This is a genomic window from Enterobacter sp. HK-058-C-ECC (genome assembly GCF_047531125.1).
GTDB classification, from domain to species: Bacteria; Pseudomonadota; Gammaproteobacteria; order Enterobacterales; family Enterobacteriaceae; genus Enterobacter; species Enterobacter quasiroggenkampii.
In genome coordinates, this window is record NZ_JBLKCH010000004.1 from 291,949 (window position 1) to 318,691 (window position 26,743).

26 protein-coding genes are annotated in these 26,743 nt (G+C 53.9%); 13 read left to right on the plus strand and 13 right to left on the minus strand.

The genetic code is table 11. The features are described 5' to 3' along the window. The first annotated feature begins 12 nt into the window (after positions 1–12). The 3 genes from ACMWJS_RS11250 to ACMWJS_RS11260 are packed head-to-tail and all read left to right on the plus strand — an operon-like array spanning position 13 to position 2,834. The gene (locus ACMWJS_RS11250; RefSeq protein WP_048028246.1) at positions 13–1,170 is read left to right on the plus strand and encodes an ABC transporter permease; all 1,158 of its coding nucleotides are present in this window, start codon (positions 13–15) and stop codon (positions 1,168–1,170) included. Then, positions 1,163–2,113 (plus strand): ABC transporter ATP-binding protein, encoded by a 951-nt coding sequence (locus tag ACMWJS_RS11255; protein WP_262811665.1) that lies wholly within the window; start codon positions 1,163–1,165, stop codon positions 2,111–2,113. The genes ACMWJS_RS11250 and ACMWJS_RS11255 overlap by 8 nt, the downstream gene beginning before the upstream one ends. After that, positions 2,097–2,834: an ABC transporter permease gene (locus tag ACMWJS_RS11260; protein WP_045908661.1), complete on the plus strand. Its 738-nt coding sequence runs from the start codon at positions 2,097–2,099 to the stop codon at positions 2,832–2,834. The genes ACMWJS_RS11255 and ACMWJS_RS11260 overlap by 17 nt, the downstream gene beginning before the upstream one ends. Here ACMWJS_RS11260 and ACMWJS_RS11265 read toward each other — a convergent pair. Continuing rightward, positions 2,809–2,922: a protein YohO gene (locus tag ACMWJS_RS11265; protein ID WP_008500895.1), complete on the minus strand. Its 114-nt coding sequence runs from the start codon at positions 2,920–2,922 to the stop codon at positions 2,809–2,811. The genes ACMWJS_RS11260 and ACMWJS_RS11265 overlap by 26 nt on opposite strands. 69 nt (positions 2,923–2,991) lie before the next feature. Beyond that, on the minus strand, positions 2,992–3,732 hold the full coding sequence (gene mlrA, locus ACMWJS_RS11270) for an HTH-type transcriptional regulator MlrA (RefSeq protein ID WP_048224086.1): 741 nt from the start codon (positions 3,730–3,732) through the stop codon (positions 2,992–2,994). A gap of 217 nt (positions 3,733–3,949) precedes the next feature. Between mlrA and ACMWJS_RS11275 the strand changes: the two genes are divergently transcribed. From ACMWJS_RS11275 to ACMWJS_RS11285, 3 genes are read left to right on the plus strand one after another with little or no spacing between them, the layout of a single operon-like run. Beyond that, entirely contained in the window at positions 3,950–5,635 is a 1,686-nt protein-coding gene (locus ACMWJS_RS11275) for a sensor histidine kinase (RefSeq protein WP_024908145.1), read from the plus strand. Next, the gene (gene btsR / locus ACMWJS_RS11280; RefSeq protein ID WP_023325655.1) at positions 5,629–6,348 is read left to right on the plus strand and encodes a two-component system response regulator BtsR; all 720 of its coding nucleotides are present in this window, start codon (positions 5,629–5,631) and stop codon (positions 6,346–6,348) included. The genes ACMWJS_RS11275 and btsR overlap by 7 nt, the downstream gene beginning before the upstream one ends. 46 nt (positions 6,349–6,394) lie before the next feature. Continuing rightward, positions 6,395–6,865 (plus strand): DUF1456 family protein, encoded by a 471-nt coding sequence (locus tag ACMWJS_RS11285; RefSeq protein ID WP_008500891.1) that lies wholly within the window; start codon positions 6,395–6,397, stop codon positions 6,863–6,865. 105 nt (positions 6,866–6,970) lie between these two features. Here the strand turns inward: ACMWJS_RS11285 and metG are convergent, their stop codons facing one another. Then, entirely contained in the window at positions 6,971–9,004 is a 2,034-nt protein-coding gene (gene metG / locus ACMWJS_RS11290) for a methionine--tRNA ligase (protein ID WP_414747070.1), read from the minus strand. Positions 9,005–9,141: 137 nt separating this feature from the next. On the opposite strand from metG, the gene apbC reads away from it, so the two are divergent. Continuing rightward, entirely contained in the window at positions 9,142–10,251 is a 1,110-nt protein-coding gene (apbC, locus tag ACMWJS_RS11295; protein ID WP_196351889.1) for an iron-sulfur cluster carrier protein ApbC, read from the plus strand. A 95-nt stretch (positions 10,252–10,346) separates the two neighbouring features. On the opposite strand, the gene ACMWJS_RS11300 is transcribed toward apbC, so the two are convergent. Beyond that, positions 10,347–10,826: a GNAT family N-acetyltransferase gene (locus ACMWJS_RS11300; protein ID WP_045908655.1), complete on the minus strand. Its 480-nt coding sequence runs from the start codon at positions 10,824–10,826 to the stop codon at positions 10,347–10,349. Then, positions 10,777–11,109, minus strand: coding sequence for an RcnB family protein (locus ACMWJS_RS11305; RefSeq protein ID WP_008500887.1), 333 nt, complete (start codon positions 11,107–11,109; stop codon positions 10,777–10,779). The genes ACMWJS_RS11300 and ACMWJS_RS11305 overlap by 50 nt, the downstream gene beginning before the upstream one ends. A 488-nt stretch (positions 11,110–11,597) precedes the next feature. On the opposite strand from ACMWJS_RS11305, the gene ACMWJS_RS11310 reads away from it, so the two are divergent. The 4 genes from ACMWJS_RS11310 to ACMWJS_RS11325 all read left to right on the plus strand — a co-directional run bounded on the left by ACMWJS_RS11310 (position 11,598) and on the right by ACMWJS_RS11325 (position 15,645). Next, positions 11,598–12,737, plus strand: a complete 1,140-nt coding sequence (locus ACMWJS_RS11310; protein ID WP_414747071.1) for a polysaccharide export protein — start codon at positions 11,598–11,600, stop codon at positions 12,735–12,737. Then, positions 12,737–12,850 carry a hypothetical protein gene (locus ACMWJS_RS11315; RefSeq protein WP_198925398.1) on the plus strand — a complete coding sequence of 38 codons (114 nt, stop codon included), beginning with the start codon at positions 12,737–12,739 and terminating at the stop codon, positions 12,848–12,850. Before ACMWJS_RS11310 ends, ACMWJS_RS11315 begins: the two co-directional genes overlap by 1 nt. Before the next feature lie 22 nt (positions 12,851–12,872). After that, on the plus strand, positions 12,873–15,053 hold the full coding sequence (locus ACMWJS_RS11320) for a polysaccharide biosynthesis tyrosine autokinase (RefSeq protein ID WP_414747072.1): 2,181 nt from the start codon (positions 12,873–12,875) through the stop codon (positions 15,051–15,053). Between the two features lie 76 nt (positions 15,054–15,129). Next, positions 15,130–15,645, plus strand: a complete 516-nt coding sequence (locus tag ACMWJS_RS11325; protein WP_048028262.1) for a protein disulfide oxidoreductase — start codon at positions 15,130–15,132, stop codon at positions 15,643–15,645. Between the two features lie 36 nt (positions 15,646–15,681). On the opposite strand, the gene ACMWJS_RS11330 is transcribed toward ACMWJS_RS11325, so the two are convergent. From ACMWJS_RS11330 to ACMWJS_RS11340, 3 genes are all read right to left on the minus strand, one after another. Next, positions 15,682–17,148 (minus strand): pyridoxal phosphate-dependent decarboxylase family protein, encoded by a 1,467-nt coding sequence (locus tag ACMWJS_RS11330; protein ID WP_063622081.1) that lies wholly within the window; start codon positions 17,146–17,148, stop codon positions 15,682–15,684. 18 nt (positions 17,149–17,166) lie between these two features. Further along, positions 17,167–18,543, minus strand: coding sequence for a diaminobutyrate--2-oxoglutarate transaminase (locus ACMWJS_RS11335; protein ID WP_014884533.1), 1,377 nt, complete (start codon positions 18,541–18,543; stop codon positions 17,167–17,169). A gap of 333 nt (positions 18,544–18,876) precedes the next feature. After that, on the minus strand, positions 18,877–19,884 hold the full coding sequence (locus ACMWJS_RS11340; protein WP_414747073.1) for a LacI family DNA-binding transcriptional regulator: 1,008 nt from the start codon (positions 19,882–19,884) through the stop codon (positions 18,877–18,879). Positions 19,885–20,122: 238 nt separating this feature from the next. On the opposite strand from ACMWJS_RS11340, the gene ACMWJS_RS11345 reads away from it, so the two are divergent. Both ACMWJS_RS11345 and ACMWJS_RS11350 read left to right on the plus strand, forming a co-directional pair. Further along, positions 20,123–21,364 (plus strand): MFS transporter, encoded by a 1,242-nt coding sequence (locus tag ACMWJS_RS11345; protein WP_069720631.1) that lies wholly within the window; start codon positions 20,123–20,125, stop codon positions 21,362–21,364. A gap of 15 nt (positions 21,365–21,379) precedes the next feature. Beyond that, on the plus strand, positions 21,380–22,813 hold the full coding sequence (locus ACMWJS_RS11350; RefSeq protein ID WP_414747074.1) for a glycoside hydrolase family 32 protein: 1,434 nt from the start codon (positions 21,380–21,382) through the stop codon (positions 22,811–22,813). An 84-nt stretch (positions 22,814–22,897) separates the two neighbouring features. Here the strand turns inward: ACMWJS_RS11350 and ACMWJS_RS11355 are convergent, their stop codons facing one another. From ACMWJS_RS11355 to ACMWJS_RS11375, 5 genes are all read right to left on the minus strand, one after another. Then, entirely contained in the window at positions 22,898–23,359 is a 462-nt protein-coding gene (locus ACMWJS_RS11355; RefSeq protein WP_063622078.1) for a hypothetical protein, read from the minus strand. A gap of 213 nt (positions 23,360–23,572) precedes the next feature. Further along, positions 23,573–24,580, minus strand: a complete 1,008-nt coding sequence (locus ACMWJS_RS11360; protein ID WP_262778250.1) for a YadA C-terminal domain-containing protein — start codon at positions 24,578–24,580, stop codon at positions 23,573–23,575. A 588-nt stretch (positions 24,581–25,168) separates the two neighbouring features. Beyond that, entirely contained in the window at positions 25,169–25,654 is a 486-nt protein-coding gene (locus ACMWJS_RS11365; RefSeq protein ID WP_414747075.1) for an Hcp family type VI secretion system effector, read from the minus strand. 18 nt (positions 25,655–25,672) lie between these two features. Then, positions 25,673–25,999 (minus strand): DUF1493 family protein, encoded by a 327-nt coding sequence (locus tag ACMWJS_RS11370; RefSeq protein WP_025913229.1) that lies wholly within the window; start codon positions 25,997–25,999, stop codon positions 25,673–25,675. Then, positions 25,993–26,442: an STM2901 family protein gene (locus ACMWJS_RS11375; RefSeq protein WP_414747076.1), complete on the minus strand. Its 450-nt coding sequence runs from the start codon at positions 26,440–26,442 to the stop codon at positions 25,993–25,995. The genes ACMWJS_RS11370 and ACMWJS_RS11375 overlap by 7 nt, the downstream gene beginning before the upstream one ends. Between the last annotated feature and the right edge of the window lie 301 nt (positions 26,443–26,743).

Here is a 26,743-nt window from a genome sequence, read left to right on the forward strand (position 1 = left end):
CGGGAAAAGGCTGTGCCAATAAAATGTCATAACCGCGTCCTGCTGCTGCTGGCCTGTGTGGCCATCGCGGCGGTCGCGTTACCGTTTGTCAACGTTGCCCCAAACCGCCTGATGTCGGGGGAGGGCAAAGCGCTCTGGCAGGTCTGGTCGTTTACGCCGGGGTGGCTTGTGGCGTCGCTGGGCGCGTGGGTGATCCTGTCGCTCTGGCAGGGACGCCCGGCGCAGTGGCTTACGCTGTTCCTCTCTGAAGGGCTGTTTATCCTCCTGTTCTGGAGCGCCGGGCTGGCGGCGACGCATATGGCCTCGGCGGAAAGTCCGCTGGCGAGAACCACTATCGGCAGCGGCCTGTGGCTGTGGCTGGCGCTGTGTCTGCTGGCCTGCAGCGATGCCATTCGTCGACTCATCGCCAGCGCCGTCTGGCGCTGGGTGCTCAATGCGCAGATATGGTGTATTCCTTTACTCCTGCTGTTCAGCGGGGAACTGAACAACCTCTCGCTGTTAAAAGAGTACGCCAACCGTCAGGAGGTGTTTGATGATGCCCTCGCGCAGCACCTGACGATCCTCTTTGGTACGCTCGTTCCGGCGCTGCTGGTTGGGATCCCCCTTGGCATGTGGTGCTATCGCCATCCTTCACGCCAGGGCGGGGTTTTTGCCGTGCTCAACGTGATCCAGACCATTCCTTCCGTTGCGCTGTTTGGCCTGCTGATTGCGCCACTGGCCGGGCTGGTGAAGTCATTCCCGGTGCTCGGAACGCTCGGTGTTGCCGGGACGGGGCTAACGCCCGCTCTTATCGCGCTGGTGCTGTATGCCCTGCTGCCGCTGGTGCGCGGCGTGGTCGCAGGTTTGGGCCAGGTCGCACCTGACGTGCTGGAAAGCGCCCATGCGATGGGAATGAGCGCGCGGCAGTGTTTCTGGAAAATTCAGCTCCCGCTGGCGCTGCCCCTGCTGCTGCGCAGCCTGCGGGTGGTGGCGGTCCAGACCGTTGGCATGGCGGTGATTGCGGCGCTGATTGGCGCGGGTGGCTTTGGCGCGCTGGTGTTCCAGGGGCTGCTGAGCAGTGCTCTGGATCTGGTGTTATTGGGCGTGGTGCCCACGATTGCGCTGGCGGTGGTCGTCGACGCATTGTTTGCCTTATGGCTCGCGCTGCTCGGGAGAAGAGCCAATGATTGAATTTCATGATGTCAGTAAAACCTTTGCCGGTCGCCCGGCGGCGAGCCACCTGAACCTGAACTTTGCCGAGGGGGCGTTTTCCGTGCTGATAGGCACCTCGGGGTCGGGCAAGTCCACCACGCTGAAGATGATCAACCGGCTGGTTGAGCATGACAGCGGGCTGATTCGCTTTGCCGGGGAAGAGATCCGCAGCCTGCCGGTGCTGGAGCTGCGCCGTCGGATGGGCTATGCCATTCAGTCTATCGGCCTGTTTCCGCACTGGACGGTGGCTCAGAACATCGCCACCGTGCTGCAGCTGGAAAAATGGTCGCGGGCGAAAATCGCCGATCGTGTTGATGAGCTGATGTCTCTGCTGGGGCTCGAGCCCGCGCTGCGCGATCGCTATCCGCACCAGCTTTCCGGCGGGCAGCAGCAGCGCGTGGGCGTGGCGCGCGCGCTGGCGGCCAACCCGCAGGTGTTGCTGATGGACGAACCCTTTGGCGCGCTGGATCCGGTTACGCGCGGGGCGCTGCAGGCGGAGATGACCCGCATTCACCGCATTCTCGGACGCACGATCGTACTCGTGACGCACGATATTGATGAAGCCCTGCGCCTGGCTGACCATCTGGTGCTGATGGATCATGGCGAAGTGGTGCAGCAGGGCTCGCCGCTTGAGCTGTTAACCTGGCCGAAGAACGACTTTGTGCGCGAGTTTTTTGGCCGCAGCGAGCTGGGCGTCAGGCTGCTCTCCCTGCGAACGGTCAGCGACTATATGCGTCGGGAGGCGGTGCCGGTGAGCGGCGAACCGCTGCAGGCGCAGATGAGCCTGCGGGATGCGCTCTCCGCGTTTGTCGCGCGCCAGTGCGAGGTATTGCCCGTTGCGGATGCCCGGGGCGCACCGTGCGGTACCTTGCACTTTCGCGATCTGCTGGCCGGGGAGGTGACGCGTGAAGGCACTGCGTGATCCGCTCCTCTGGCTGGTAGCGCTCTTTGTCGCTTTACTGTTTCTGATGCCCCACAGCGCGGCGCTGTTTAACAGCCTCTTTCCCGGACTGCCGCGGCCGGTGTATCAGCAGGAGAGCTTCATTAATCTCGCCCTGGCGCATCTCTGGCTGGTGGCGCTCTCAAGCGCCATCGCGGTTGTGCTGGGCGTGGGGGCGGGCATCGCGGTCACGCGGCCTGCGGGCCGGGAGTTTCGTCCGCTGGTGGAGACGATTGCGGCCATCGGACAGACGTTTCCGCCCGTGGCGGTGCTGGCGATAGCGGTTCCGGTGATGGGCTTTGGCCAACAGCCTGCCATCATTGCGCTGATATTATACGGCGTACTGCCGGTTCTGCAGGGCACGCTGGCGGGCATCGCGGCGGTACCTGCGTCCGTGCTGAGCGTGGCGGAAGGGATGGGGATGAGTCGCGGCCAGCGGCTGCGTAAGGTTGAACTGCCGCTTGCGGCACCGGTTATCATTGCCGGGATCCGCACGTCGGTCATCATTAACATCGGGACGGCGACCATTGCGTCGACGGTCGGTGCTAATACGCTGGGAACGCCGATCATTATCGGCTTAAGCGGGTTTAATACGGCTTATATTGTGCAGGGAGCGGTGCTGGTCGCGCTGGCGGCAATCGTCGTCGATCGCGCTTTTGAGCGGCTGGCGCTGTACCTCAGCCGACACCGCCGCGAACAATAAACGAGTACCCTGCCAGCATTACGCCGCCGATGCCGCTTACGGCCATCAGGACAAAAAGGGTAATAATGGCCAGTTTGGTTGCCTTCATCATGTGCTCCTGTTGTTAACGGAACAATTATACGGTGAAGCGCAGCTGTTAATGAACCATTAAATGCCGTTATGGCTCATCCGGGCCAAGGGAATAAACCGGGTAACCATTCTCACGCCATTCCGTCAGCAGCTGTTGCTGCGTGGCGGACGGCACTTCGCCACACCAGACCAGCAGGGTCTGACCGTCGAAAAACTCAGGTCTGAGCTGCGCCAGCGAGTGCGCCAGGACATCCACGCGCCAGCCCTTCTGGGTGGCTATCCACGCTTCCAGCCACAGGCGGGTGGTATCGTGCACGTTCCAGCCCACCACCAGCGCATCTTTGCCGGCTTTGTTCTTCGCCGAGGCAAGGCAGACGGCAATGTAGTTGATCAGCACCCCGTCGAGCATGCTGAGCAGCGCCTGCAGGGTAGACTGCTGGCACTGCAGGCGTCGACGAAGCGGAATGAAAAGATGGGAGATCAGCGTCTGTGCCGGGTAATCGCGGCCCTGCTCTTTTATCCATGCGCGCAGGCGCTGCAGGTTGCCCGCCTGCAGGAGCCGCAGCAGGGTTTCCTGTTGTTCGCGCCAGAGATGCTGCGTATCCGGGTCGTCGTGGCTCAGAAGGGACTTCACTTTGCCGACCTGCACGCCATTGTCGATCCAGCTCTTAATCTCGCGGATGCGGTCGATATCGGCCTCATTGAAAAGGCGATGACCACCGTCCGTTCTCTGCGGTTTGAGTAATCCATACCGTCGCTGCCACGCCCGTAGGGTAACGGGATTGATATCACAAAGGAGTGCCACTTCACCTATCGTGTAAAGCGCCATATTCGCCCCCTGGCTTACGCGTCCCCAGCTTAACTGTAGACCCACTTTTCCGAACCAGGAAGGATTGATTGATTTTTGAACAAACAATGCGAAGCATGCGCGATATTCAGAAAAAGGTGTGATAACGGACACGATTTTGCGCTTTTTTGGGATGCTTCAAAGAAAGTAAAGCCGCATCCGTGTATGTTACGCGTTTTTAGCGTGTGCGGTTTTGAGTATGTACGAGTTTAATCTGGTGCTGCTGTTGCTTCAGCAGATGTGCGTGTTTCTGGTCATTGCCTGGCTGATGAGTAAAACGCGCCTGTTTATCCCGCTGATGCAGGTCACCGTACGTCTGCCGCATAAGCTGCTCTGCTACGTCACCTTCTCTATTTTCTGCATCATGGGGACTTATTTTGGTCTCCATATCGAAGACTCTATTGCCAATACCCGCGCGATTGGCGCGGTGATGGGCGGGCTGCTGGGCGGTCCCGTCGTCGGTGGCCTTGTCGGTTTAACCGGGGGGCTGCATCGCTATTCCATGGGCGGGATGACGGCCCTGAGCTGTATGATCTCCACGATTGTGGAAGGTCTGCTTGGCGGCCTGGTTCACAGCTACATGATTAAACGCGGCCGCCCGGATAAAGTCTTCAGCCCGCTCACCGCCGGTGCCATTACCTTTGTGGCCGAAATGGCGCAGATGGCGATCATTCTGCTGATTGCCCGTCCGTTTGAGGATGCGCTGCACCTGGTCAGCAGCATTGCTGCTCCGATGATGGTGACCAATACCGTGGGCGCGGCGCTGTTTATGCGCATTCTGCTCGACAAGCGCGCCATGTTTGAGAAGTACACCTCGGCCTTTTCCGCCACGGCGCTGAAGGTTGCCGCCTCGACCGAAGGGATCCTGCGCCAGGGCTTTAACGAAGAGAACAGCATGAAGGTGGCGCAGGTGCTCTACAAGGAGCTGGATATCGGCGCGGTGGCCATCACCGACCGCGAGCGGCTGCTGGCCTTTACCGGCACCGGCGACGATCACCATCTGCCGGGTAAACCGATCTCTTCAGCCTACACGCTGCGCGCCATTGAAACCGGCGAGGTGGTGTATGCCGACGGTAACGAAGTGCCTTACCGCTGTTCGCTGCATCCGCAGTGCAAGCTGGGCTCCACGCTGGTGATTCCGCTGCGCGGCGAGAATCAGCGGGTGATGGGCACCATCAAACTGTATGAGGCGAAAAACCGTCTGTTCAGCTCGATCAACCGCACGCTGGGGGAGGGGATCGCCCAGCTGCTGTCCGCGCAAATCCTCGCCGGACAGTATGAGCGGCAGAAAGCCCTGCTGACGCAGTCTGAGATCAAACTGCTGCATGCCCAGGTCAATCCGCATTTCCTGTTCAACGCCCTCAATACGCTTAAAGCGGTGATCCGCCGCGACAGCGATCAGGCCGCCCAATTGGTGCAGTTTCTGTCGACCTTTTTCCGTAAAAATCTGAAACGTCCGTCTGAGATCGTCACCCTCGCCGATGAGATTGAGCACGTAAATGCCTATCTGCAGATTGAACAGGCGCGTTTCCAGTCTCGTCTGCAGGTGTCGCTCTCCGTACCGGATGAGCTGGCGTATCAGCATCTTCCGGCCTTTACCCTGCAGCCGATTGTGGAAAACGCCATTAAGCACGGTACATCACAGCTGCTGGGAACGGGGGAGATAACCATTGCCGCCAGCCGTTTCAACCATCACCTGGTGCTGGATATTGAAGATAATGCCGGGCTTTATCAGCCTTCCGCCTCCGGCGGTTTAGGGATGAGCCTGGTGGATAAACGCCTGCGCGCCCATTTTGGCGATGACTGTGGCATTACCGTCGCCTGCGAGCCCGACCGATTTACCCGTATTACCGTACGACTGCCGCTGGAGGAAAACGCATGTTAAGAGTGCTGATTGTGGATGACGAGCCGCTGGCACGGGAAAACCTGCGCGTTCTGCTGCAGGAGCAGCCGGATATTGAGATTGTGGGGGAGTGCGCGAACGCCATTGAGGCCATCGGCGCGGTGCACAAACTGCGTCCGGACGTGCTGTTCCTCGATATTCAGATGCCCCGCATCAGCGGGCTGGAGATGGTCGGCATGCTCGATCCGGAACATCGTCCCTACATCGTGTTTCTGACGGCGTTTGATGAATATGCCGTTAAGGCTTTTGAGGAGCACGCGTTTGACTATCTGCTCAAGCCGATTGAAGAGAAGCGTCTGGATAAAACACTCACCCGTTTACGCCAGGAGCGCACGGTCCAGGACGTCACGCTGCTGCCGGAAAACCAGCAGCCGCTGAAGTTTATCCCCTGCACCGGGCACAGCCGGATTTATCTTCTGCAGATGGATGATGTGGCCTTTGTCAGCAGCCGTCTGAGCGGGGTGTTTGTCACCAGCGCGGAAGGGAACGAAGGGTTTACCGAGCTGACCCTGCGCACGCTGGAGAGCCGCACGCCGCTGATTCGCTGTCACCGTCAGTACCTGGTGAATATGGCGCATCTGAAGGAGATCCGCCTGGAAGATAACGGCCAGGCCGAGCTGGTGCTGCGTGCCGGACAAACGGTACCCGTCAGCCGTCGCTACCTGAAGAGTTTGAAAGAGGCGATTGGGCTGTAAAGCTGGTACACTGCGCGCCATTGCATCATCGACATTCGAAGGCTCTATGCTAAGTAACGATATTCTTCGTAGCCTGCGCTACACCCTGAAAGCGAACAATAACGACATGGTGCGCATTCTTGCGCTGTCCGATATGGAATCCACGTCTGCGAGTTTTGACACGTGGATGACCAAAGAAGACGAAGAGGGCTTTGTCCGCTGCCCTGACATCATTCTGTCGGGTTTCCTGAACGGCCTGATTTACGATAAGCGTGGCAAAGATCCGGCCGCACCAGAGCTGGCGCTGGAGCGTCGGGTGAACAACAACACGGTGCTGAAAAAGCTGCGTATCGCGTTCTCGCTGAAAACGGACGATATCGTGGCGATCATGACCGAGCAAAAATTCCGCGTATCCGTACCGGAAGTGACCGCCATGATGCGCGCGCCGGATCATAAAAACTACCGCGAGTGCGGCGACCAGTTTCTGCGTAATTTCCTGCGCGGACTGACCCACCGGGTGCATCACCCGAAGGCGTGATTTGCCCAGCGGCGCTGCGCTTGCAGGGCCTACGGGTTTTGTAGGCCGGGTAAGGCGAAGCCGCCACCCGGCAAAAAAAAGCCGGATAAGAATCCGGTTTTTTTGTTATTTCACCTGCTGACCCGGCTTCGCGCCTTCGTCAGGGCTTAACAGGAAGATATCTTTCCCGCCAGGGCCTGCAGCCATCACCATCCCCTCAGAGATGCCGAAGCGCATTTTACGCGGCGCCAGGTTCGCCACCATCACGGTCTGACGGCCGATCAGCACCTGCGGATCCGGGTAAGCAGAGCGGATCCCGGAGAAGACGTTGCGCTTCTCGCCGCCCAGATCCAGCGTCAGGCGCAGCAGCTTGTCAGAGCCTTCCACGAACTCCGCGTTTTCAATCAGCGCCACGCGCAGGTCGACTTTGGCGAAATCATCGAAGGTAATGGTTTCCTGAATCGGGTCGTCTGCCAGCGGGCCGGTGACCGGTGCCGCTGCTGCCTTCACCTCTTCTTTAGAGGCTTCCACCAGGGCTTCAACCTGCTTCATCTCGATGCGGTTGTACAGCGCTTTGAAGGTGTTGACCTTGTGGCCGAGCAGCGGCTGCTGGATAGCATCCCAGGTCAGTTCCGTGTTCAGGAACGCTTCAGCACGGGCTGCCAGCTGTGGCAGAACCGGCTTCAGCCAGGTCATCAGCACGCGGAACATGTTCAGACCCATGGTGCAGATCGCCTGCAGGTCGGCGTCACGGCCTTCCTGTTTCGCGACCACCCACGGGGCCTGCTCGTCCACATAGCGGTTGGCAACATCGGCCAGCGCCATGATTTCGCGAATCGCTTTACCGAATTCACGGCTTTCCCAGGCTTCGCCAACCGCAGCGGCGGCATCGGTGAAGGTTTTATAAAGCGCCGGATCGGCCAGTTCGGCAGAAAGCACGCCGTCAAAACGCTTGGCGATGAAGCCCGCGTTACGTGACGCCAGGTTCACCACCTTGTTGACGATGTCCGCATTCACGCGCTGCACGAAATCTTCCAGGTTCAGGTCGATATCGTCGATGCGGGAAGAGAGCTTCGCGGTGTAGTAGTAGCGCAGGCTGTCCGCGTCGAAGTGGTTCAGCCAGGTGCTGGCCTTGATGAACGTCCCGCGGGACTTGGACATCTTGGCGCCGTTCACCGTCACGTAGCCGTGAACAAACAGGTTGGTTGGCTTGCGGAAGTTGCTGCCTTCCAGCATGGCCGGCCAGAACAGGCTGTGGAAGTAAACGATGTCTTTACCGATGAAGTGGTACAGCTCGGCAGTGGAATCTTTCTTCCAGTAATCGTCGAAGCTTACGGTATCGCCACGCTTGTCGCACAGGTTCTTAAAGGAGCCCATGTAGCCGATTGGCGCGTCCAGCCAGACGTAGAAGTATTTACCCGGTGCGTTCGGGATTTCGAAGCCGAAGTACGGCGCATCGCGGGAGATATCCCACTGCTGCAGGCCGGATTCGAACCACTCCTGCATCTTGTTCGCCACCTGCTCCTGCAGCGCGCCGCTGCGGGTCCACGCCTGCAGCATTTCGCTGAAGGACGGCAGATCGAAGAAGAAGTGCTCGGAGTCACGCATCTCAGGCGTGGCACCGGAAACCACGGATTTTGGCTCGATAAGCTCGGTCGGGCTGTAGGTTGCGCCGCACACTTCGCAGTTATCGCCGTACTGGTCCGGGGATTTACATTTCGGGCAGGTGCCTTTGACGAAACGGTCCGGCAGGAACATGCCTTTTTCCGGATCGTACAGCTGAGAGATGGTGCGGTTTTTGATAAAACCGTTCTCTTTCAGACGGGTGTAGATCAGCTCCGACAGCTCGCGGTTCTCGTCGCTGTGCGTGGAGTGATAGTTGTCATAGCTGATGTCAAAGCCAGCAAAATCGGTCTGATGCTCCTGACTCATTTCGGCAATCATCTGCTCCGGGGAGATCCCCAGCTGCTGCGCTTTCAGCATGATCGGCGTGCCGTGGGCATCGTCCGCACAGATGAAGTTAACCTCGTGGCCGCGCATTCGCTGGTAACGGACCCAGACATCAGCCTGGATATGCTCCAGCATGTGGCCGAGGTGGATTGAGCCGTTGGCGTACGGCAGTGCGCACGTTACCAGAATTTTCTTCGCGACTTGAGTCATAGTAGGCATTACTTCTTTTAACTGTGAAAAGGGTTTTTGATATTACCAAAAGGGGCATTATTAAGTAAGCACAAACCACGGCCTTTCAGGTAAACTTGTTCATCTAAGGTCTTATTCACAAGAACAAAGGAGTCGGGATGAGTTCTCAATCCCAGGCCAAATCACCGGAAGCCTTACGAGCAATGGTCGCCGGGACGCTGGCTAACTTTCAGCATCCAACCCTGAAACATAATCTCACTACGCTGAAAGCGTTACACCACGTTGCCTGGCTGGATGATACGCTGCACATTGAGCTGCAGATGCCGTTCGTCTGGACCAACGCCTTTGACGCGCTGAAAGAGCAGACCAGCTCTGAGCTGCTGCGCATGACCGGCGCGAAGGCGATCGACTGGAAGCTGAGCCACAGCATTGCCACGCTGAAACGCGTGAAAAACCAGCCTGGCGTGAACGGCGTGAAAAACATCATTGCCGTCAGCTCGGGCAAGGGCGGGGTGGGGAAATCCTCTACCGCCGTAAACCTGGCGCTGGCGCTGGCAGCGGAAGGGGCAAAGGTCGGTATTCTGGATGCCGACATCTACGGTCCGTCTATTCCAAATATGCTGGGCGCGGAAAACCAGCGTCCAACCTCACCGGACGGCACCCACATGGCGCCAATCATGGCGCACGGTCTGGCGACCAACTCTATCGGTTACCTGGTGACTGACGATAACGCCATGGTCTGGCGCGGCCCGATGGCCAGCAAAGCGCTGCTGCAGATGCTGCAGGAGACGATGTGGCCGGATCTGGATTATCTGGTTCTGGACATGCCGCCGGGCACCGGTGATATACAGCTCACGCTGGCGCAAAACATTCCGGTGACGGGAGCCGTTGTGGTGACCACGCCGCAGGATATCGCGCTGATCGACGCCAAAAAAGGCATCGTAATGTTCGAGAAGGTGGAAGTGCCGGTGCTCGGTATCGTGGAGAACATGAGCATGCACATCTGCAGCAACTGCGGTCACCACGAACCTATCTTTGGTACGGGTGGCGCAGAAAAACTGGCCGCGAAGTATCACACCCAACTGCTGGGACAGATGCCGCTGCACATTACCCTGCGCGAAGATCTGGATAGCGGCAAGCCGACGGTGGTCAGCCGTCCGGACAGCGAATTTGCAGAGATGTATCGTCAGTTGGCGGGTCGCGTTGCGGCGCAGCTTTACTGGCAGGGCGAAGTGATCCCGGGCGAAATCGCGTTCCGCGCGGTGTAATGCCTTCGCGTTGAATTGCCGGGTGGCGCTTCGCTTACCCGGCCTACAAGTGGCACTATCACGTAGGTCGGGTAAGGCGAAGCCGCCACCCGACTTTAACCCAACCGATAGTGCATCAAATAATACTCTCCCTCCGGAGAATCCCCCGTCGCCTCAATGTGCCAGCCGTGCCGCTGGTAAAACGCGACAGCCCGCGCATTCTTCACCAGACACTTAAGCGAACCCGTACTGGTAAACGTCTTCTGCACCTGTTCCAGGAGCATTTTCCCGACGCCGTGGCTTTGATACTGCGGGTCAACAAAGAGGTTGTGCAGAAAATTATCGTTCGTCCAGACGGAAGCAAAACCCAGTCGATGGCCGTTCTGCGTGGCAACCCAAATCACTTCGTCACGGGTGGCCGCGTCAAAGTCTTCAAGCTGCCAGTCTGAACTGTCCAGCCATGGCCAGGCTTCACGCCGGGCGTGGAGGAAGAGCGTGCGCAGGAAAGGGCGATCGCTTTCCTGCCAGGGGCGGATCAGGATGGTATTAGCGGTGATAGAAAATATCTCCATTATAGGCTTTGTAGATTTTGCCATCCGCATCGCCAATCAACACGTAATTCTCGCCCATGTAGGTCCAGTGGGTTCCGGCATCCGGCGCCGGCAGATTACGCAGCTGGTACTGTTTGATGGTGTACTCCGGCGTTTGATACTGCGCCGGCGCCGTGTCGCCAATCTTGAATTTCGTGAAGTCAGCGATGAACTCTTGTTCTTCATAGGCCTTGATGCCGGAGGGTGCAGCGGCCGTTTGCGGGGCAGAGAATGCAGATCCCGCCAGAGACAGTAATACACCCAGAAGCAGCAGTTTACGCTTAGCCATTTTTTCTCCAGTGATATCGTTACAGATACTTTTCGTCTGCGGGTCGTGCAAAGCGAAGCAGACAGTCCATTTTAAGTATCAATGCAGGGTATGTTTGAAAAAAAATGTAACAAAAGTGGACGGTTTTGTGTAGCCCAATTGCGTGATGTTTATCAGTGTCGGGAATATTGCCAGTGTCTTATATTTTTAATATTTATCATTTCATTTATTAATTCTGAAAATAACTTTTCATATCAAAGTTAGAAAGCGATGCGAATGCTTTCCGCCTGAAGAGCATTTAATATCGCCTTCGAGTGCAGCGTGCTTACCGCCATTTTTTTAACAAGACCAGGCAAAGGCTCTGCTTTTTAGAAAGCGGGTGAAGTGCGTTTTATAATGCCAGCAATTTCACTCCGGGAAAGAGTAATCAATTAAATTTCATGATGTTAGCTTAAGTCTTTTTACAGGCTTGACGATAAACGCAACGTTGAAAAGAAATATTTATATTAATGAAAAGTACAACTGCATTTTCGCTCTTATTTCTGAGTATGAGTCAGTTAACGGGGTGTATGTTTTCACCAGGCCTGGACTTAACTGTGTCCGGGAAGAACGTTATTTCGCCGGAAGAGGCAAATTATCAGCTCGAAAAGCGCGTGGAAATATTTCCCCTGACGCCGGAACTGATTGAAAAACTGCGTCCGCCCGTGTCGAAATCTCAGGCAAATCCTAATCTGGATGCGCAGATCAAACGCTGGGAATACCGTATTGGTACGGGTGACATCCTGACGGTCACCGTCTGGGATCACCCTGAATTAACGACGCCGGCAGGACAATATCGTAGCGCGAGCGATGCCGGCAACTGGGTTAACGCCGACGGCACGCTCTTTTATCCCTATGTCGGTAAACTGCGGGTAGCAGGAAAAACGGTTTCACAGGTACGCGACGAGATTACGGCTCGACTGGATAACGTTATTGAGAGCCCGCAGGTGGACGTCAGCGTTGCCGCCTTCCGTTCACAAAAAGCCTACGTCACCGGTGAGGTCGAAAAATCAGGGCAACAACCGATAACCAATATTCCGTTGACGGTGATGGACGCGGTTAACGCTGCGGGTGGGCTCTCGGCAGATGCCGACTGGCGTAACGTCGTGCTCACACATAATGGACAGGACGCGCACCTTTCCCTCTATGCCCTGATGCAGCATGGCGATTTAACCCAAAATGAGCTGCTTTATCCTGGCGATATCCTGTTTGTGCCCCGGAACGACGCGCTGAAGGTGTTCGTGATGGGGGAAGTGATTAAACAGAGCACGCTTAAGATGGATCGTAGCGGCATGACGCTGGCCGAAGCCCTGGGGAATGCCGGGGGGCTTAACCAAAATATGGCCGATGCAACCGGCATTTTTGTTATTCGGCAGGTATCGAAAAAAGGCGACACCGACAAAATCGCCAATATCTATCAGCTGAATGCGGAAGATGCGTCAGCCATGGTGCTGGGTACGGAATTTCAGCTTGAGCCGTATGACATTGTCTACGTCACCACGGCACCGCTATCGCGCTGGAATCGCGTGATCTCCCAGCTGGTACCCACCATCAGCGGCGTACATGACCTGACCGAAACCGTTCGCAACATCAGAGCGTGGCCGCAGTAATGTTCCCTTCAATCTTAGTGGTCTGCACCGGCAATATGTGCCGCTCACCGATTGGTGAGCGGCCATTTTCGGGCAATCAGGAAAAGTCCGTCAGGAATGGGCCTGCCGTTTAAGTTAACAAGGAATGAAGCTGTAATGTCGTCTTCTCAATCAGACAAATATCGTGCTGCGACGCCGCAGAATAACGAAATGGATCTTATTCAGCTGCTTGCTGAGATGTTCGATCACCGGGTAACGATCGCGTGTGTAACACTTCTGTTTACGGTGTGTGCGGGGATCTACGCATTCAGCGCCACGCCAGTTTATCAGGCTGATGCCCTGGTGCAGGTCGAAGCGAAGCAGGGCAACGCGCTGCTCAAGAACCTGACGTCGTTCAGGCCCGATCTTTCACCCGATGTCGCCCCAGAACTTTTACTCCTCAAGTCACGGATGGTCCTCGGCGAGACCGTTGATCAATTAGGGTTGACCTACGAGGTTAGCCAGCGCATGTTCCCCGTTATCGGGGCGCTTTGGCAGCACGTGCAGGGCCGCAAACCGGCGGAAATCACGATTGGCTCGCTGAATATTCCCCTTGTGGAAGGTGAGCCACAAACGCTTTTACTCACCGTTCAGGAGCAGGGGCGATATCATCTTGAGGGGAAAACGCTTGAAGCAGAGGGCATTGTCGGGAAAGCGCTGGTTAAAGAGGGCGTATCGCTTCTGGTGACATCCCTCAGTGCGGTACCGGGAACGCAATTTACCCTCAACACCGTGACCAGGCTTGACGCGATCAACGCCCTTCAGAGCAAACTTACGATTGCCGAGTCGGCGAAACAGAGCGGTATGATCGCCTTAACGCTAACGGGCGACGATCCCGACAAGACCGCCACGATACTTAATTCGATTGCTGAACATTTTCTCAGCCAGAACATTGCGCGCCAGGAGGCTAAAGATTCCCGCAGCCTCGCGTTCTTACAGGATCAGTTACCTAAAATCAGTCTCGAACTGAATGAAGCCGAGGCACGACTGAATGCTTACCGAGAGCAGCGCGATTCGGTCGATTTATCTCTTGAGGCAAAATCGGTGCTTGATCAGGTGGTTAACGTGGAAAATCAGCTTAACGAGCTTATATTTCGCGAAGCAGAAGTCTCTCAGCTGTTCAAAAAAGATCATCCAACCTACCGTGCTTTACGGGAGAAGAAACAAACCCTTGAACGGGAGCGCGCACGCCTGAATAGCCGCGTGTCATCCATGCCTTCCACGCAGCAGGAAATATTACGTCTGAGTCGTGACGTTGAATCCGGGCGTACCGTATACATGCAGTTGCTGACGCGTCAGCAAGAGCTGAGCATCTCGCGCTCCAGCGCGATCGGGAACGTGCGGATCATTGACCCGGCCATGACGCAGCCTGCTCCGGTTGAACCGCGCAAAGCACTCATTATCGTGTTTGGTATGCTGATGGGGTTGATACTTTCTGCCGGAACGGTTTTAGTGCGTTCAGCCTTTAAGCGGGGCATTACGTCGTCAGAACAACTGGATGAGCTCGGAATGCCGCTGCTGGTGACGCTTCCGCGCTCGGCATGGTTATGGAAAAAAACGCAGCTGCGCAGGAGAAACCTGTTTACTTCCCACTGGAAGCACAAGATAGCCAACGTGCCTTTTCTGCCCATCGATCGTCCGGCTGATTCGTTTGTGGAGGCGATACGCGGGCTGCGCACCAGTTTGCACTTTACCATGATGGATGCCACAAACCGGATTGTCGTGGTGTCTGGCCCCACGCAGGACTGCGGAAAGACGCTGGTCAGTTCTTCGCTGGCGTCGATTCTGGCGCAGGCCGGACAGCGGGTGCTGTTTATTGATGCGGATATGCGCAAGGGCTATGTCCACAACGTGTTCAGGCTGAATAATCAGCGGGGGTTGTCCAGCGTGCTCGACGGAACGGTCGAGTGGCAGGAGGCGGTTCAACGCTTCGAAAAAGGCGGTTTTGATGTACTGACCTGCGGACCTCAACCTGCCCATCCCGTCGATCTGCTCATGAGTGAATGCCTTCAGGGGATAATGTCGCAGATTGAAAAGCGATATGACATGGTGATTATCGACACTCCGCCTGTGCTTGCCGTCACGGATGCTTTGCTGATAGCCAGAACAGCCGCCACCACGCTGCTGGTCGCCCGCTTTGGTAAAACCAGCGTTAAAGAGATCGAGACCAGCCTTAAGCGTATGGAGCGGATGGGCGTGCAGGTGAGTGGCACGATCCTCAATGACATAGTGAAATCTGCCGCGCTCTATTACAACTCGGGGTACAGCTATTACGATTACGGCTATAGCCCGGAGTAACCCTGGCGCGACACTTCTTTACAGCGTGATGGCGTATTGCCCGTTAAGATGACCTCCATTAAAACATGAGGTCACAATGGATAACCGCAAAATCAATCGACTGCGCCGCTGGGCGCGGGAAGGGATAATACTCGTTCTGCTGACGCTGGCCGTGGTGTGGGGTGTGGATCAATACCGAAAACCGACACTCCCCGCCAGTTTTAGTGCAACGCCGATGACGAGTATCGACGGCAACGTTCACGATATTGCGGCGCTCAGCCAGGATCGTCCGCTGCTGATCTACGTCTGGGCGACCTGGTGCAGCATTTGCCGCTACACGACGCCTGCGGTTAATCAACTGGCAGAAGAGGGCGGGAACGTGGTGAGTATCGCCATGCGTTCCGGTGACAACGCAAAGCTTGAGCGCTGGGTTGATAAGAAACAGCTGAAAATGCCGGTCATTAATGATGCAAACGGTGCTTTGTCGCAGCAGTGGCAGGTGAGCGTCACGCCAACGCTGGTGGTTGTGTCGAAGGGGAACGTGGTCAGTACCACAACGGGCTGGACGAGCTACTGGGGATTAAAATTAAGGATGTGGTGGGCAGGCGTATAAAAATAACCCCTCTCCCGGCGGAAGAGGGGTTTTGTATTACTTAGCCAGAACTTCCTGCGCGGTACGCTCAACCAGAGACAGCAGGATTTTAATATCTTCCAGCGTCACGGTTGGGTTCAGCAGCGTCAGCTTCAGGCAGGTCACGCCGTTATGCTCGGTCACACCGACGTTTGCACGGCCGGATTCCAGCAGTGCGTCACCAATTTTCTGGTTCAGCAGGGCGATGCCCGCGTCATCCGTCTGCACCTGTCCGCGGAAGCGGAACAGCACGCTTGCCAGCTGCGGCTGCATAACCAGTTCCAGCGCAGGCTGCGATTTCACGTAGGCCGCAACCTGCTGTGCCAGGGTCACGCCGTGATCGATGATCGCCGCGTATTGCTCCTGACCCAGCGCTTCCAGGCTCATCCACAGCTTCAGTGCGTCGAAACGACGGGTGGTCTGCAGAGATTTGGAGACCAGGTTAGGCACGCCTGCTTCTTCGTCGAACTCAGAGTTCAGGTAAGCCGCCTGGTAGCGCATCAGCTCATAGTGGCGCGCTTCTTTCAGCAGGAACGCGCCGCAGCTGATGGTCTGGAAGAACTGCTTGTGGAAGTCCAGGGTCACGGAATCCACCAGCTCAATGCCGTCCAGGTAGTGACGATACTGCTCAGACATCAGCAGCGCGCCACCCCAGGCTGCATCAACGTGTACCCAGATGTTCTGCTTCGCCGCCAGCTCTGCAATCGCACGCAGCGGGTCGATAGCACCGGCATCGGTGGTACCTGCCGTCGCGACGATCGCCAGAATCTGCTCGCCGTTCGCATTGCACTGCTCAATTTTCGCTGCCAGATCGGTCAGATCCATGCGGGAGAATTCGTCCGTTTTCACCTGCACTACGGACTGGTAGCCCAGGCCCATCAGCGCCATGTTTTTCTGCACGGAGAAGTGTGCGTTTTCGGAGCACAGCACGCGAATTTTGCGCAGATCGCCAACCAGGCCGTCCTGCTGAACGGAATGACCCTGACGCGCGAAGAACGCATCGCGCGCCAGCATCAGGCCCATCAGGTTGCTCTGAGTCCCGCCGCTGGTGAAAACACCTGCGTCGCCGGCCTGATAACCCACGCGGGTACGCAGCCACTCGATCAGTTTGATCTCAATGATGGTTGCGGACGGGCTTTGATCCCAGGAGTCCATACTCTGGTTAGTGGCGTTGATCAGCACTTCCGCCGCCTGGCTTACGACCAGGCTTGGGCAGTGCAGGTGCGCCACACACTGCGGGTGATGAACGGACAGGCTGTCTTTCAGGAAGAACTCGACAGCGCGTTCAATCGCCGCTTCGTTGCCCAGCCCTTTCGGGTTGAAATCCAGCTTAATACGGTCGCGCAGTTCCGCGACCGTTTTGCCCTGGTACATCTCAGGCTGTTTCAGCCACTGCATCACAGCCTGAGTGCTTTGTTCAATCGCCTGCTGGTAAGCTTCAATGCTCTGCGCAGAGGAGAACAAAATTGGGTTTGAATCAGACATCGTAATCAACAACTCCGGTTACGCCGGGCGAACGCCCGCAGCAAGCAGTGCCTGCTCGAATTTATCCAGGAAGATCTTCAGCTCTTCATCGCTGATCAGCAGAGAAGGCAGCAGACGCAGAACGATACCGTTACGACCACCGCGCTCCAGAATCAGACCGGCTTCGAAGCACTTCTTCTGAATCAGTGCGGACAGCTCGCCGTCGCCCGGGAAGCAGCCCATGTGGTCAGCGGCTTCGTGTGGCTTAACGATCTCAATACCGATCATCATGCCCAGACCGCGCACATGGCCGATGACCGGATAACGTTTCGCCATCTCTTTCAGCTGGCCTTTCAGCCATTCGCCCTGTGCAGCCACTTTGCCTGCGATGTTCTGATCTTTCAGGATTTTCAGCGTCGTCAGACCGGTTGCCATCGCCAGCTGGTTGCCGCGGAAGGTACCGGTGTGGTGACCTGGTGCCCATGCATCGAACTGCTTTTTGATACCGAGCACGGCCAGCGGCAGACCGCCACCGACGGCTTTAGACATCACGATGATGTCTGGCTCAATGCCAGCGTGTTCGAAGGCGAAGAATTTACCGGTACGGGCAAAGCCAGCCTGAACTTCGTCGAGGATCAGCAGAATGCCGTGTTCCTGAGTGACTTTACGGATGCGCTGCAGCCACTCAGCCGGAGCCGGGTTCACGCCGCCTTCGCCCTGAACCGCTTCCAGGATCACCGCAGCAGGCTTACGCACGCCGCTTTCAACGTCGTTGATCAGGTTATCGAAGTAGTAAGTCAGCGCTTTCACGCCCGCTTCACCACCGATACCCAGCGGGCAGCGGTATTCGTGCGGGTAAGGCATGAACTGGACTTCTGGCATCATACCGTCAACCGCTTCTTTCGGAGACAGGTTGCCGGTCACGGACAGTGCGCCGTGGGTCATGCCGTGGTAACCACCAGAGAAGCTGATGATACCGCTACGGCCGGTCACTTTTTTCGCCAGCTTCAGCGCCGCTTCAACGGCGTCAGCACCGGATGGACCGGTGAACTGCAGGCAGTACTCTTTGCCCTGACCAGGCAGCAGAGAGAGCAGGTATTCGGAAAACGCGTCTTTCAGAGGCGTCGTCAGATCCAGAGTATGTAACGGCAAGCCGCTGGTAATGACATTTTGGATGCTTTTCAGCACATCAGGATGGTTATGGCCAAGCGCAAGGGTCCCTGCGCCTGCTAAACAGTCAAGGTATTCTTTATTATCTGCATCGGTGATCCACACGCCTTCTGCTTTAGTGATGGCTAAAGGCAGTTTGCGCGGATAACTCCTGACGTTAGATTCAAACTCGGCCTGACGGGCCAGATAGGTTTCGTTGCTTTTGTGGGCATCTACGGTGTCAATACGGACTTTATCCGTCATCATATCACTCCTACAACCGCCGCTTCGTTATGAGCCACGATTGAATAAAAAGTTAAAAAACAGATGGGGGCCTGAAAAAAACGCCGCCAATATAGAGCCTTTTGCCACGGGGCTCAATGGTTAATTTGTTTACTGTTTTGTGACACGGGGCTGTAACGAGGAAATATCCCCATTTTTAAAATGAAAATTGCATTTTATGCCAAATAAAAACAGCGCGTTACAGGCCGTTTACCCGGTGTGTAAAGTCACAGAAAAGAGTGTGACAAATCGTGCCATCGAACGGCATAAAAGGAGGGTGACGCTTCCTGTTTCTGCGTCCTGGGCAAAAAACGGCGGTTACGTTGCATGCGCAACGGAATCACGCGGTAAAAAAGGACTTTCTACGCGCGTGGTTTCATGATGTTCTTCACCGTTAATAATATGCAGGGCGCTCAAACGACCAATTTCATAGTGCGGCAGTTGAACCGTCGAGAGAGGCGGCAGGAACAACTCCCCAATGCCCACCATATTGTCATAGCCGATAACGGCGACATCTTCCGGTATGCGAAGCCCTTGCGCCAGTAGCGTCTGATAGACCATAAACGCGATACGATCGTTGCCGCAGATAACCGCGTCGAACCGGGGAATGCCATTCTGCATGTGCGCCAGCAATACTGACGGAATGTCACGATAGTGCTCATCGCCGAGTGCCATATAGCTGTGCTCCAGGCCGTCCGGATCGAGCCCCGCTTCACGGCATGCACGTTCCAGCCCCTGACGACGTCGGGTTGTGGCCAGATGCCCCTCAGGCAAATGCAGGCAGAGAGGGCGTCGATAACCCGCCGCGAGTAACGCCCGTACGGCGGTATACTGCCCCTGTTCATCATCAGGAATATAGCTGGCGACCTTTTCGCCGTCACTTTCGCAGTTGGCCAGCACGCAGGGAAGGGTGAGGAGTTTGGCCGGGAGAGGAACCTGACGTAACCCCATGGTGGTGTAGATAATTCCGTCAGGCCGATGAGAAAGAAGAAGGTCGACAATGGCGTCCGGGTTGTCATCGGTAAACATATTCATCACGAAGCTATTCCAGCCGTGCATTCTGGCCGTCTCTTCAATCGACAGCGTGATCTCCACCGAGAAAGGCGTCGTCACCGTATCGAGCGCCAGTACGCCTATGGTTTTAGGCGAGGCATGCGCGCCGCGAATTTTCTTGGCGGACAGATCGGGCACGTAGCTGGTCTGCTCGATAGCCCGCTGAACGCGCGCCAGCGTTTCCGGCTTAAGGCGCTCCGGGCTGTTCAGCGCACGGGAGACCGTCATCAGCGATACGTTAGCCAGCTTTGCGACGTCCTTCAGGGAAGCCATTTTTTTACTCCGTTAATGCTCTGTGTGAAAGGGTATACAACTAAGTCGCTGATGTAAAAGGAAGGCTGATGCACAGGCCAGGTCAGGCTTACCTCAGTGATGAATATTTGATCGCGATCTCACTCTCTTGATGTTAACGTTAACTTTCGTGATTAACATCTTAAATTTTTACCAAACAGCATGAGAAAGGATAGATGTTAACGTTACCATTGCGTCATTACTCCAACATGAGAATGTCATGATGAAAACGCATCACTCTCACAGCTACCCTTTATTAAGCGCACTACTCTTTTTCTTTTTTGTCACATGGTCATCTTCCGGCTCGTTGCTCTCTATCTGGCTCCATCAGGAGGTGGGGTTAAAGGCAGGGGATACGGGAGTCATCTATGCCGTGCTGTCCGTCTCCGCGCTGTGCGCGCAAATCTGCTACGGCTTCATTCAGGACAAGCTCGGCCTGCGAAAAAACCTGCTCTGGTTTCTGACCAGTCTGCTCATTCTTTCCGGTCCGGCCTTCCTGCTGTTTGGTTATCTGCTGCAAATTAACGTGTTACTCGGCAGTATTTTCGGCGGGGTTTATATCGGGCTGACGTTTAACGGCGGAATAGGGGTTCTGGAGTCCTATACCGAGCGCGTGGCCCGCCAGAGCCAGTTTGAATTTGGCAAGGCGAGGATGTGGGGATCGCTGGGCTGGGCAGTGGCAACCTTTTTTGCAGGACTCCTGTTCAACATTAATCCGAAGCTGAACTTCGCGGTGGCGAGCTGCGCCGGGCTGGTGTTTTTTGTGTTGCTGGCACGCCTCCGGGTCTCTTCCGCGCCGCATGCCATGCAGGAGGCGGTGTCCGGCGGTAAGGTCACGCTGGAGGATGCATTGCGCCTGCTGACGCTGCCGCGCTTCTGGGCGCTGGTATTTTTTGTTATCGGCACCTGTATTTATGGCGTCTATGACCAGCAGTTCCCGGTCTATTTCTCGTCCCAGTTCCCGACGCTGCAGGAAGGAAACGCCATGTATGGCTATCTCAACTCCTTCCAGGTCTTCCTGGAGGCGGCGGGCATGTTTTGCGCCCCGTGGCTGGTGAATCGCCTCGGTGCGAAAAACGGCCTGATTTTCGCCGGAATGGTGATGGCGATGCGTATGGTGGCATCGGGTCTGGTTGAGGGGCCGGTATTGATCTCCATTACCAAGCTATTGCACGCGGTTGAGCTGCCCGTTTTGCTGGTCTCCATCTTCAAATACAACAGCCTGCATTTTGATAAGCGACTCTCTTCCACCCTCTATCTGGTGGGCTTTGCCTGTACAAGCTCAGTGATTGCCTCGGTGCTGTCGCCGCTGGCAGGTTACAGCTATGAGAAATACGGCTTTGCCCAGTCCTATCTCATCATGGGACTACTGGTCTTCAGCACCACGTTTATCTCCATCTTCCTGTTGCGCTCGGGTAAGTCCTCTTCTGACCCGCTTATGCCGCAACCTTCCACCATCTGATCAAAGAGTAGAGAAATGACGTATTCCATTACGAAAGCAGAACAGGAAATTCAGTCCAGACGCGAAGGGCTCAACCTGCGCTGGTATCCCCGTTACCACCTCGCTGCGCGTGCTGGCTGGATGAACGACCCGAATGGCCTGGTCTGGTTTGATGGCTGGTATCACGCCTTTTATCAGCACCATCCGTATTCGACCCAATGGGGTCCGATGCACTGGGGCCATGCGCGCAGCAAAGATTTAGTTCACTGGGAGCATCTCCCGGTTGCGCTGGCTCCGGAAGGACCAGACGACAAGGACGGCTGTTTTTCTGGCTCAGCCGTGGTGGATGGCGACACGCTGGCGCTGATCTACACCGGCCACAAATTCCACGGCGATCCCGGCGATGAGGCTAATCTCTACCAGGTTCAGTGCCTGGCAACCAGCCGTGACGGCATCCACTTTGTGCGGCACGGGACCGTCATTGACACACCGCCTGGACTGCACCACTTCCGCGATCCGAAAGTATGGCGTGAAGGGGAGTGGTGGTACATGGTCGTTGGCGCGCGAGAGGGTGATACGGGCCAGGTGCGTGCGTACCGGTCTGCGGATCTGCGCGAGTGGCAGGACAGGGGCGTGCTCGCGGTGGCTGAAAAAGAGATGGGTTATATGTGGGAATGCCCGGACTTCTTCACTCTCGGTGGGAAACGCGTGCTGATGTTTTCGCCTCAGGGACTCACCGCAGACGGATTTAAACATCGCAATCTTTTCCAGAGCGGCTATCTGGTAGGTGAATGGCAGCCAGGTCAGCCCTTTGTGCGTGAAGGTGAATTTGTGGAGATGGATTACGGGCATGATTTCTATGCGCCGCAAAGTTTCCTGACGCCGGATGGCCGACGCATCGTCATCGGCTGGCTGGACATGTGGGAATCCCCGCTGCCGGAACAGGAGGATGGCTGGGCGGGCATGCTCTCCTTACCTCGCGAGCTGACGCTGAGTGCGGATAACAATCTGCAAATGCGGCCGGCCAGAGAAGTTGAAACCCTGCGCGGGGCGTGGTTCCCCTGGCCGATAAGTACGCTTAATAACCAGCAGATGACGCTAGTGGAACATTGCGATGCGATGGAGGTCATTCTGCAATGGGATTGCAGGAACAGCAGCGCGGAGCAATACGGCATTCGTCTCGGCGACGGATTCCGTCTCTACGTTGATGCGCAGATGCAGCGCCTGGTGCTGGAGCGTTATTATCCGCAGTATGGCCTGTGCGGTACCCGTAGTGTCGCGCTGAACCTGAACGACACGCTAAGCCTGCGCCTGTTCGTTGACAGCTCGTCAGTGGAAGTGTTTGTTAACGACGGTGAGGCGTGCCTCAGCAGCCGTATCTATCCTGATGCAGGCTGCCGCGAGCTGGCGTTATTTGCCTGGACGGGAGGAGCGTCGCTTATTCATGGCGGGGCGTGGCAGTTAGAGTAAATGTGTATTTAGTCACGAGCTAAAATAAAGCCCCATACAAATGGGGCTATGTAAATCTTATGAGGTGGGAGCGTAATGCTAAGATCACATTTTTGATAATTGTGCGTTTACAACTCTCTCTTTTTCGACAACCAGCTGCATAATATAGCCACCCTTGTGCCATGAACCCTTATTTGGCTTCCAGCCTTTCGAAAGCAGATATTCAGCAGCTTCAGAGATTGGCTTATTCATAACGTGATCCGCTTCACCTGAGAACTTTTTTAAATCACCGCTTACTTTGGCCGGCTTGCTATCACAACGACCCGCAGCATCCATTACCTGAGTGCAGCCTTCAGGAAGGTGCCTGTGCGCTGACTGTGCAAGTTGAGCAGCATTCTCTAAAGCCTGTTTTTCAGCAGCAGCGTTAATGGCTGTAGTGCGGTTTTGCTCTGCAATATAACAAGCATCTTTACTCACTCCTTTGCTTTGACAATCCGCCATCCGTTGAGCGGGTGAGGAACACGCAGCAAGAGATAATATAGCCGCCACCATCATTAACTTTTTCATTATTGCCTCAGTAATTACAATTATAAATATACGTGCCTAACATCAAGCCGATCCATATCCCTAATAAAATAAAAGTGAGATACAAAACAGCGGAGATAAAAATGTACTTTGTCATTTTCTTTGCGAGCAGCAATGTATTGAGTTATAGCCAGCTGATTAAAACGCATGGGCGAGTTTTTTAGCTTACTGGCATTTTATTTTAATACTCTAGCATCACCATCCGTAAGATGCGGACGCCGCAACAATTTCATCACCGTTGGATGTACCTGATGTAGAGAGGGTAGCGGCTACATTCTCAGCGAACTTATGACGGTAGCCGATCGCATAACCTTGCGCATCTTTGAAGTTGGCAGCACCGACGGCAACCGCGTTATCTGTATCAACGTAATGCAAACCAGCAAGAGAAGCAGCGCCAGCGATACCAGCACGATATTCCTTGCGATCCTCATTCTGCTGATTCTCCAGAGAAGAGAACTTAGCGTTATTTTGACTCTCTAACGCAGTAATACGTGATTCATGATTCGCTAATTGTGCGCTGTGATTCTGAATCGTCGCTTCCTGCGTTTGCTGGCGTGACTGAACGTTAGCAACAGCAGCTTTATTCGCTGCGGCTACCGTTTGTGCATCTACAGCTAAAGATTGCGCATAAGCGCCCGTATTAAATGCCTGAGTCGCTTTGTCAGAGGCATCCTGAAGGGCTTGATCTTGTCTATCCTGATCGGCGTTAAAAATGCTTTTATCTACCTTACTTGCAAGCGCTTGTGTATTAGCATCTGCTTTATTGTTCGCATTAATGGCGGTGATTTCGGCATGATCAGCAGCGGCTTTAGCGCCAGTAGCATCAGTAAGCGCTGTATCAGCTTTTGCACCAGCAAGCACAGCATCAGATTCAGCTTTATCTACTCTCGTGTTTGTATCAATGATTGCTTGTCCGTTAGTCATAACGCCTTGTAAAGCTGCGTCAGCTTTATCAGTTGCGCTTTTAATTGCATCATCACGCAATAAATTTTCATCTCGCATGTTGATAATATCAGTGCGATTTGTACCAATATCAACACGATTTGCCTCTTCACGATCTGCATTTTGTTGATTGATTTGGGTTTGAGTCCAGCCCAAAGAATCTACAACATCATCAGTGCTGATCGTAGCTGCGAATGTTGCACCAGAAAACACAATACCAAATACAAAAACAGCGGTAGCTGATGTATTTAAACATTTCATATTAAAGCTCTCATCATCAATACAAGAAAAAATTAGGGCGCTATCCTGGCGGGAAGATACAACGTCTTGTTATATCTGTATTAATTCACGATTAACGTAGAAAGTTTTAGTTTGATAACTTATTTCGTAACGTGCAGCAACTATCTATGAATGTGTAATTATGATTATTGATCTAAATCATAAATCGCATTAATAGCTAATTTAGTTCGTTGTAATAGAAAAGATATTACCTGTTAAATATCAATGATATAAGTTTTTAGTTGGTTTGATTTTATGATGTGTATGAAATAAAAACTCATTAATATTTTTTAAGTTTCTTGGCGAGGAAAGATGAAAAATAGGCGGAATAGTTAATGTCAGTTAATGGATCTCTCTCTCTGTTTTATTATTGAATCCTTCTTATGTTTTGAATGAAAGCAATGCTGAGCCTAACAGTAATCCTACAGTTTTTTGCTAAAAATATTGTTGTTGAAAACTCAAGCGAAATGTATCTGGATATAAATTTATATGACTTAGTAACAGAATTGTTATACAAAATGGAGAGTCTGAAGGAGGGGCAGGGTAGCCCCATGTTTAAAGCTTTTTTTGCTATGCTTGTTTCTTTTCGTTCCACGCATCGGAGTGCAAGATATTGCCATCTTTATAAAGGTGAGTGATTTTCTCGTAGGCTAAAGAAATATCTTCCATATGGCCTGTACCCGTAGCCGTTCGGGTATCGTGCATCACAGGGCTAAAGCTAACTACTTTCACACGTTCTAATGTAATGGTGTAGTAAATGTCCTCTTGCCCGCTGTAGTTGATACGATAGAAATTAAACTCAGCGCTTTTAAGAGTCTGCCCCGTTGCAACAGCTTTAAACAGATAGGGTGATGAACTGTCAATCTCTTTAGTGAAGTTGAATGAGCAATGTTGTCGGCTTCCTGTCACTTTACCTGTTAAATTGTCTGTAGGAATGATCACGCTATGCTGTAAGCTACGTAGTTCTATGCTTCCATCACGTCCATGAACGTCACAAGATCCCATGATCTGAGAACCACCATCATCTTTTAAAATCAAATGTACTGGTACAGCCATTTTTAACGCTCCTTGCTGTTAGTCGTATAACCATCTTCCTGCTTTAGCCGATTCTGCAAACATCCTTACAGTAAGAGGTTTTGAGATTTGCTTTACTGGTTTATCAGTAAACCATCTTCTAAAGAACCACGTTCTAAACCACGGATAATATTTCTGATAATTCATTGCTGACATGTCAATATTAAAAAAACTGTCGTATTTATTAATGCAATAAATTAAATCATCATCGTCTGCATAATCTTGAAGAATATCATCAAGCTCTAACGGTATCAGCTTTCCTGTGAATGTACCTGACACAGGTAACTCTTTACGGAATAGCTCTAAAACTTCCTGATCTGTTACCATATGCGATCTTTCTCGTGTGCGATGGTGTTGTAGTTACGAACGGTTTTATAAACGATTTGACTAATATCGCTCGCTACTATAGCCCAACCAACAACAGGTAATCCACGCCCCACAAAAGCGCCCAGGTTAGTAACATATTTAGGCTTAAGTGTTGTTATGCTCGCTTCTGTAAGAGTTGGAAGTCTTACAGGTAATTCAGTGTTAAGAAGTTGGCGAAGGTATTTTGATGCTATTGACGTACCCGCTGTGGTTCCGTAAGGTTTACCTCTTGTTTTTAATAATGGCAGACCCAGAATAATACAGCTCATTGAAATAACATCTTTAATTCCGCCAAATTGATCATTAACTCTATCCAGTAAAATCCAAAAAAATAACTCTCCTGCAGTGATATTGCATACGCCACGATAGAAATATGTTCCATTTAATTTTTCTACTGTATCCATCAGTAACCCTTTAGTTTCAGGCAACATGTTTATTAATCGTACTGCGTGCAAGTACAAAGGAGAAGCTGTTTTTATGAAAAAGCACTTAAAATCAAAGTGCTGTTGGCTAAATAATTCATTAGCTACTGCTCAATACCATCTCTTACAATATTAATTATTTTCTTTTCTGTGAAGGACCTTTTAGTTGTTTAACTAAAAAGACAGTGAGTAACAGAATGTCGTTGTTCTTTCTGAGCACTCGAAGTCTTTCGCTCCTGCCTTGCGTGAAGAATCATTATCCGAAAGAGTGGGCTTGCTTGAG